Origin of the sequence: Sphingomonas sp. LH128 (assembly GCF_000293195.2) — a bacterium.
Taxonomy (GTDB): Bacteria; Pseudomonadota; Alphaproteobacteria; order Sphingomonadales; family Sphingomonadaceae; genus Novosphingobium; species Novosphingobium resinovorum_A.
The window spans coordinates 1-672 of sequence record NZ_ALVC01000437.1; the positions used below are offsets into that span (position 1 = coordinate 1).

Sequence of the window (672 nt, forward strand, 5' to 3'; positions counted from 1 at the left end):
TCTGTTCTCATCCTGATAGTCGCTGACCTCTCACCCAGATCGTCGCGCTATACGGGGTGATGTGGCGCTCGGCACCGGCGCGCACGTCCGCTGTATGGGTAAGGGCCGTAAGGAGCGCGCCACCCCGCTTCGCCGCGAAACGGCTAAGCTGCTGGCGACGTGGATCGGCAACGACGAGGATGAGAGCAGGCCGCTGTTCCCATCGATCCGGGGCGAGCGGCTGAGCCGCGACGCGCTCGAACATCTGGTACGCAAGCATTGCCTGACGGCATCGCGCGCATGCCCGAGCCTCGGCACCAAGCGGGTCACACCGCATACGCTTCGCCACAGCACGGCGATGGAACTGCTCCACCACGGTGTCGATCAAACGGTGATCGCGCTCTGGCTTGGTCACGAAAACGTCGAGACCACCCAGATTTACATCCATGCCGACATGAGAATGAAGGAAAAGGCGCTCGCTCGCGTCGCGGCCCCTGCCACCCCGCCCGGCCGGTTCCGACCAGACGATAACCTCTTGGTGTTCTTAGAAGGGCTCTGATTATGCCGAACAGCCGCATGGCCGATGCCGGGCTGTCTGGCCTCCAGCGGAGGCCATGCGGCATAATCTGGGTTACGGCATTATGACAAAGTTCGTGCGCAAGGGTCGAATAATAGTCATCGCTGGTATGGAAG

Annotated in this window: 1 protein-coding gene; it reads left to right on the top strand. The window is 61.9% G+C overall.

Going from position 1 to position 672, the window contains the following annotated elements:
* Positions 1-61: 61 nt before the first annotated feature.
* Positions 62-538, top strand: coding sequence for a tyrosine-type recombinase/integrase (locus LH128_RS27395; RefSeq protein ID WP_008832954.1), 477 nt, complete (start codon positions 62-64; stop codon positions 536-538).
* The last annotated feature ends 134 nt before the right edge of the window (positions 539-672 follow it).